Origin of the sequence: Geobacillus sp. Manikaran-105, assembly GCF_002809955.1 — a bacterium.
GTDB classification, from domain to species: Bacteria; Bacillota; Bacilli; order Bacillales; family Anoxybacillaceae; genus Geobacillus; species Geobacillus thermophilus.
In genome coordinates this window covers 1-6,320 of the sequence record NZ_PIJG01000081.1, presented here as the reverse complement: position 1 = coordinate 6,320, position 6,320 = coordinate 1, and the positions used below count along the sequence as shown (strand labels likewise).

Sequence of the window (6,320 nt, the reverse complement as noted above, 5' to 3'; positions counted from 1 at the left end):
TCAACATGCGATTCACCTCCTTGTCTATCAATATTCACATCATAGACAAGGAAAGAAGAAAATATTCAGCTCACTTTATGATGTGGCTGAATAGTTACGGGCACCGCTTATGCGAAGGTTAACTTTTCAATGAGCATATATATAGATTCCAACTCTAAAAATACACTTAATTTAAATCATGAAATGGGTTATGCTATTGGAAAAGGGTATAAAAGTGGAGGAACAGCATTAAAAACTAACTTGGATACGGCATTTATTCAGTTGAAAAAGGATTCTAAATCTCAATATGGATTTATTATTGTAACTAGTTACCCTAAATATAAATAAGTAATAAGAGGTGTAAGAGATGGATATAAGAAAAGAGTTTGAAACCCTCCAGTATTTTTTTGATTCATATTATAATCAGACTTTTTTCGACGCAAGATTAGAAGATAAATTTTTAGAGTTTCTTAATGAAGAACCTAAATGGGTACCAAAGGCGCTGAAACAGGAAATTCAAAAGTTAGAACAAATATATAATAATAAAGATATTGAGACATGGAAAAAAATAGAGGAACTAGTGCATGAAAATAGTATGCGATATTTTCCATACGAAGATGGTAAAGAGTTTATTGAAATAGCCAGTAAATTATTAAAAAATGTATAATGTTAAAATTGAAATAATGTTAAGCCTACTCCCCATGAGTAGGCTTTTTGTTCATAAAAAACATCCATGAGTAAACTTTACTCCCCACCCAGGCATGAAAATCCATCTCTCCTTCCATAATGGAGGATGGAGCTTGAGTTCTTTGACGAGCAGCGGCGGAGCGGCGGCATCGACGACGACTCCGCGACGGCCTGTTGACCACGTGTAAGTCCCGAGCCGGTGGTTGACCGTTTCACCGTTGACGGTCAACCACCGGCTCGATATTGCCGAATGAACAGCCGGAAAGCCATAGAAGTAAAATCAGACCTGGGGCCCATCGTATTCGCATAGAGAATTCCCCTTTTTAAATATAGACGTCTTTTTAACCGATAGGTTGCATGAATATGTTCCCGAATGGCCTTTGATCCGGTGACTGAGCGTCCACTCGGAAGAAGAAGATAAGAGATGGATTGGAGTAAGCGAGCGATAAAGAAGGACGTTGCAGCCGTTACTTATTTTTCCGCAACTTCGACTCTTCCCTTTTGCTTCTCCTTAGCTAGCTTCTTATCCCATTTAAATACTTTGTTGAGTAGTTTATAGATCGTTTTGCTTTCTTTAGCAAAGAGTGGTCCCAATATGGCCAACATGAGAACGTAAAGTGCGGTAAAAGGCGTCAGTATCGGGCTTAACCCCGCTGTAATCCCCAGATTTGCAACGATGATGGAAAACTCTCCACGCGCGGTGATTGTCAAACCAATATTTGTAGAGGCTTTGTAGGACAACCCGGCCTTTCTTCCAGCAATCATTCCTGCCACGATATTGGCCATTAGAGTGACGATAACAGCCCCTAATGATAACCAAAACGCATCAATTAACGTTGACGGTTCGATACTCAAACCGAAGCTAAAGAAAAAAATCGCTCCAAAGAAGTCACGGAATGGAACAACTAAATGTTCGATTCGATCGCGGTGTTCCGTTTCTGAAAAGACAAGTCCAAGCAGTAAGGCTCCGATGGCTTCAGCAACATGCATCGTTTCGGAAAAGCCGGCGACAAAAAAGAGAATGGCAAAGATGACGATGATGAATATTTCATCGGATTTGATATTCAACCATTTGTTAAGCAGAGGAGCACCCTTACGAGCGATGATAAAAAATAGCAACATATAAGCAACAGATGTTAAAACAGATAGGCTGATTCCGAAAAAGGAGGTGGAGCCAGCTAGCAAAACACCTGACATTGTCGTTAAAAATAAGGCGAGGAAAATATCATCAAACAGAATCATCCCCAAAATGAGCTCTGTTTCAGGATTGGCCGTTCTCCTTAAATCAACAAGAACTTTGGCCACGATAGCGCTTGATGATACACTGAGGAGTCCAGCAATAAGAAGCGTTTCCATCCATGGCATTCCGACGGCCTTGCCATAAAGCAATCCTAAAACAAAGTTCATTGTGACGTAGATGCTTCCGCCGACCACGATGTTTTTTCCGGATTTAATCAGTTTACCAACAGAAAATTCAAGTCCTAAATAAAACAGTAAAAAAAGTACCCCGATCCTGCCTAAAAACTGGATAATTTCATTGCTTTGAATAAAAGTGAGGTCAATAATCCCGATTGTGGGGGCATGGGGCCCGACCAGCATGCCGATCACGATCAAAAACGGGATAATGGAGAAGTTTAATTTATTGGCAATGATCGACCCAATGGCGACTAGGACGAGTGCCGTTCCTACTTCGAATACTAAATGGTTCATCTATTCCCATCACTCCTTATTTGATAGTAAATGACTAATGATCTCCTTGATTTGCTGTCTTTCTCCAGACATAATCAAGGTATCTCCAGCTTCAATCAATGTATTTGGACCGGGATTATGGGATTTTTGGGAATGTTTCTTTTTGATAGCGATGACAGTGACACCGAAACGGTTCCTAATATCAAGTTCACCAATTTTTTGATTTACAGCGGGGGCGTTTGGCTCCACTTGAAACCACTCGATAATGAGATCGTCAAAGGCAAACTCAATCGTTTCGAGCGCCTTTGGTTTATATGCCATTCCTCCAATGATTCCTGCAATTTGGCGCGCTTCTTGGTCGCTTAAGGTCACGCTGCTAACGACTTCATCATAATCCTCTGCGTCAAAGTGATAAATTTCCCTTCGCCCATCGTCATGGATCACAATGACAAGCTTATCTTTGTTTCGCGTAATAATTTCAAACTTGTACCCAATTCCCGGCAATTCGCTTTCTCGGATATTCATGATCAAAGATTCCTCCTTGCTTATATTTTGATTATATTGGAGTTTTTTCCTTTTCTGTTATCTACTTTGTCTATGAGGGCGGTGATTTAGTGCAAAATACCTCGGATCCCAGTCGTTTTTCAATTAGAGAAGCCTTGTGGAATCAGCTTTCTTTTTTGGCAAAATGCCGCTGATTTGCACGTGACAGCGGTTTTTCACCTCCCTCCTATAGTTATTATAACAGTAAAAACGTTTTTTTTTTCACTTTTTTAGCTCAGCTAGCTGTTTGAAGGTGATTGAGGAGGAAATATACATATCGGTGGTTTTTCTAGTCTTTTCCGTTTGTATGTTAAGCATAGTGAACGCTTTCTCTCATTTATGCTTACGTTTAAAAGTGGAGGGATCCGGTTTGGGATGATAAAAATCATTGGTGGAAGGGAATGTTGTTTTTTGCCGGCCGTTTAGGCCACAATGGGAATGAACACGTAATATGAGAGTGTCTAGGCAAAGGGGGCTGACGTGATGAACGAACGAATTGAACGCGACTCGCTCGGCGAGGTGAAGGTGCCGGCCGATAAATACTGGGGGGCGCAGACGGAGCGAAGCCGGCAAAACTTTCGCATCGGCAAAGAAACAATGCCGCTTGAACTCATTTATGCCTATGCCGAGCTGAAAAAGGCGGCGGCGATCGTGAACCATCAGGCTGGAAAGCTGAGCGAAGCGAAGCAGCGGGCGATTGTGGCCGCGTGCGAGGAAATTTTGGCGGGCCGATGGGATGACCATTTTCCACTCGTCGTCTGGCAGACGGGAAGCGGGACGCAGACGAATATGAACGTCAACGAAGTCGTGGCGAGGAGGGCGAATGAGCTGCTAGGTGACGGGGAGGGGCGCATTCACCCAAACGATGATGTCAACATGTCGCAAAGCTCGAACGATACATTCCCGACGGTGATGCATATCGCGATCTACATGAAAATCCAAACACATCTCCTGCCGGCGCTTGATGGCTTGATCGGAACATTCGCTGCGAAAGAACGCCAATATGAAAAGACGATCAAAATCGGGCGCACCCACTTGCAAGACGCGACGCCGCTCACATTTGGGCAGGAGATTTCCGGCTGGCGGACGATGCTGGAAAAAAGCAAGGCCATGATCACCGAAGCGAGTGAGAAGCTGCTTGATTTGGCGATCGGCGGCACGGCGGTCGGAACCGGAATCAATGCGCCGCCGGGATTTGGCGAACAAGTGGCCGAGCAGCTGAAGGCGCAAACCGGCTATCCATTCCGTTCGGCAACAAACAAATTCCATGCGTTGACCAGCCATGACGAGATTGTTTACGTCCACGGGGCATTGAAAGCGCTCGCTGCCGATTTGATGAAAATCGCCAACGACATCCGCTGGCTGGCGAGCGGGCCGCGTTCCGGGCTCGGGGAGATCACGATTCCAGCCAATGAACCGGGGAGCTCGATCATGCCGGGGAAAGTGAATCCGACGCAAAGCGAAGCGATGACGATGGTCGCTGTTCAAGTGTTCGGCAACGACGCCACGATCGGTTTTGCGGCAAGCCAAGGCAACTTCCAATTAAATGTGTTCAAGCCGGTCATCGCCTATAACGCCATTCAGTCCGTGCAGCTGCTCGGCGATGCGATTCGTTCGTTTGATGAGCGGTGCGCCAAAGGGTTGGAGGCGAATGAAGCGAAAATGAAAGAATACGTAGAGCGGTCGCTCATGCTCGTGACGGCGCTGAGCCCGCATATCGGCTATGACCGGGCGGCGGAAATCGCGAAGCTCGCCCATCGCGAAGGGTTGACGCTCAAGGAAGCGGCATTGAAAACCGGGTATGTGACAGCTGAGCAGTACGAAGAATGGGTGAGGCCGGAGAAGATGATTTAGCGGCACAAAACGACGGGTAGATCAGCCGTGAGCGAATAGGCGGGCCAAAAACGCTCATCCCGATTCAAGGGATGAGCGTTTTTCCATTGAGACAGCCTCCTGCCGCCAGCTGGCTGCTTTGCACCGGGCAAATGTTAAGCAAACAGGCGAATGAGTTCATTAATCGACAAGACGGCAAACAGCGCCAGACAAAGAACGAGCAGCGCATTCGAGAGCCAATGGTTGCGCCCTTCGTCCGGAAGCGCTTTTTTCGAATTGAGCAAATAAAGAAGCGTCACAGCCAAAAATGGCATAAACAGCGCGCCGAGCGCCCCGTAGGCGATGATGAGTCCGACCGGCTTGCCGATGAAATGCAAGAGCATCGGCGGGAAGGTGAGCCAAAAGACGTAGAAGCGGAACGCTTTTGACTGGTTGAGCGATTCGGCGCCAACCGGCGTTTTCCGCATGTTGCGAACAAAATCGGCGAACAAATACGAAACGCCGTTCCAAACGCCGATGACCGATGTAAATGACGCCGACCAAAAGCCGAGCAAAAAGAGCCAACGGGCGGCCGGGTGCAGCTCGTTGCCCATGATCGAAGCGAATGACACAAGCCCCTGCTCACCGCTGATCGTCGTGTCAGTGCCGTACAACAAGGCGGCCCCAAGCACGAGAAGCGACAACGTAAAGATGGCGGTGACAATATAAGCGACAGCGGAATCATAGCGCATCGGCGATACGTAAGCTCGCCCTTTCCAGCCGTTTTCCTGCAGCCAATATCCGTATGACGCCATGGTGATGGAGCCGCCGACGCCGCCGATCAGCCCGAGAGCATACAAAAGCGACCCTTTCGGCAAATCCGGAACGGCCGTTTTCCAAAGATCATCGAGCTGCGGCAGGACAAGAAGCGCCGAGCCGACCACGGTAATGAACATGAGCCCGACGAGCACATTCATGACCCGCTCAAACAATTGGAATCGGCCGGACCAAGTAATCGCAAAGCCAGCCACCCCATGGATGACGGCCCACGCCCAAAGCGGAATGGACGGGATCATCGCTGACATCGCCAAGGCGCACGATGACGTACCGGCCGCGCCGTATACGAATCCCCAAATAATGGCGTACACGCCAAAATAGATTGAGGCCCATTTCCCCATTGACTGCCAGCCTTCGAAAATGGTTTTGCCGCTGAGCAAATGCCAACGGCCGACCCCTTCATTCAACACAAACTTGAACAATGCACCGACGATGATCGCCCACATAAAGACAAGGCCGTAGTTCGTTCCGGCGACAAGGGCGGCCACCAAATCCCCGGCCCCGACTCCGGTCGCTGCGACGATCAGCCCCGGGCCGATCATCGTCCACTTCGATTTCCCCATTTTTCTCTTCCCCCTTGTTGCAAATGGATTCCAAAAGTTCCGTATATTCGATATTATAGTAATAGTATAAACTGCGTCTTGTCTACCGCTGAAAGACCCATTCATTACTATAAAAGGAGCATTCCCGTTAGGAGCTTTTCCGGGGACTTGATCAAAAAAAGCCCTCTTGGTATGATGCAGGGGTGTCAAACAATACCTACCATCATGCCA

General features: G+C 47.3%; 6 protein-coding genes. 3 read left to right on the top strand and 3 right to left on the bottom strand.

Annotated features, from left to right (window positions below; all coding sequences use genetic code 11):
- Window positions 1-129: 129 nt before the first annotated feature.
- Together CV945_RS17130 and CV945_RS15920 are read left to right on the top strand one after the other, a co-directional pair.
- Window positions 130-327: an RNase A-like domain-containing protein gene (locus tag CV945_RS17130; protein ID WP_145994833.1), complete on the top strand. Its 198-nt coding sequence runs from the start codon at window positions 130-132 to the stop codon at window positions 325-327.
- Between the two features lie 19 nt (window positions 328-346).
- Window positions 347-646, top strand: coding sequence for a hypothetical protein (locus tag CV945_RS15920; protein WP_050368178.1), 300 nt, complete (start codon window positions 347-349; stop codon window positions 644-646).
- A 491-nt stretch (window positions 647-1,137) separates the two neighbouring features.
- On the opposite strand, the gene CV945_RS15915 is transcribed toward CV945_RS15920, so the two are convergent.
- Together CV945_RS15915 and CV945_RS15910 are read right to left on the bottom strand one after the other, a co-directional pair.
- Window positions 1,138-2,376 (bottom strand): cation:proton antiporter, encoded by a 1,239-nt coding sequence (locus CV945_RS15915; protein ID WP_100660152.1) that lies wholly within the window; start codon window positions 2,374-2,376, stop codon window positions 1,138-1,140.
- Window positions 2,377-2,385: 9 nt separating this feature from the next.
- The gene (locus CV945_RS15910; protein WP_062898321.1) at window positions 2,386-2,880 is read right to left on the bottom strand and encodes a cation:proton antiporter regulatory subunit; all 495 of its coding nucleotides are present in this window, start codon (window positions 2,878-2,880) and stop codon (window positions 2,386-2,388) included.
- A gap of 501 nt (window positions 2,881-3,381) precedes the next feature.
- On the opposite strand from CV945_RS15910, the gene fumC reads away from it, so the two are divergent.
- Window positions 3,382-4,752 carry a class II fumarate hydratase gene (fumC, locus tag CV945_RS15905; protein ID WP_033011402.1) on the top strand — a complete coding sequence of 457 codons (1,371 nt, stop codon included), beginning with the start codon at window positions 3,382-3,384 and terminating at the stop codon, window positions 4,750-4,752.
- Window positions 4,753-4,886: 134 nt separating this feature from the next.
- Here fumC and CV945_RS15900 read toward each other — a convergent pair whose 3' ends face one another.
- The gene (locus CV945_RS15900) at window positions 4,887-6,110 is read right to left on the bottom strand and encodes an Nramp family divalent metal transporter (protein WP_015373801.1); all 1,224 of its coding nucleotides are present in this window, start codon (window positions 6,108-6,110) and stop codon (window positions 4,887-4,889) included.
- Between the last annotated feature and the right edge of the window lie 210 nt (window positions 6,111-6,320).

Coding starts and splice junctions, on each gene's coding strand:
- CV945_RS17130 (WP_145994833.1), top strand. CDS start 130: ATGAGCATATATATAGATTCCAACTCTAAAAATACACTTAATTTAAAT.
- fumC (WP_033011402.1), top strand. CDS start 3,382: ATGAACGAACGAATTGAACGCGACTCGCTCGGCGAGGTGAAGGTGCCG.
- CV945_RS15920 (WP_050368178.1), top strand. CDS start 347: ATGGATATAAGAAAAGAGTTTGAAACCCTCCAGTATTTTTTTGATTCA.
- CV945_RS15900 (WP_015373801.1), bottom strand. CDS start 6,110: ATGGGGAAATCGAAGTGGACGATGATCGGCCCGGGGCTGATCGTCGCA.
- CV945_RS15915 (WP_100660152.1), bottom strand. CDS start 2,376: ATGAACCATTTAGTATTCGAAGTAGGAACGGCACTCGTCCTAGTCGCC.
- CV945_RS15910 (WP_062898321.1), bottom strand. CDS start 2,880: ATGAATATCCGAGAAAGCGAATTGCCGGGAATTGGGTACAAGTTTGAA.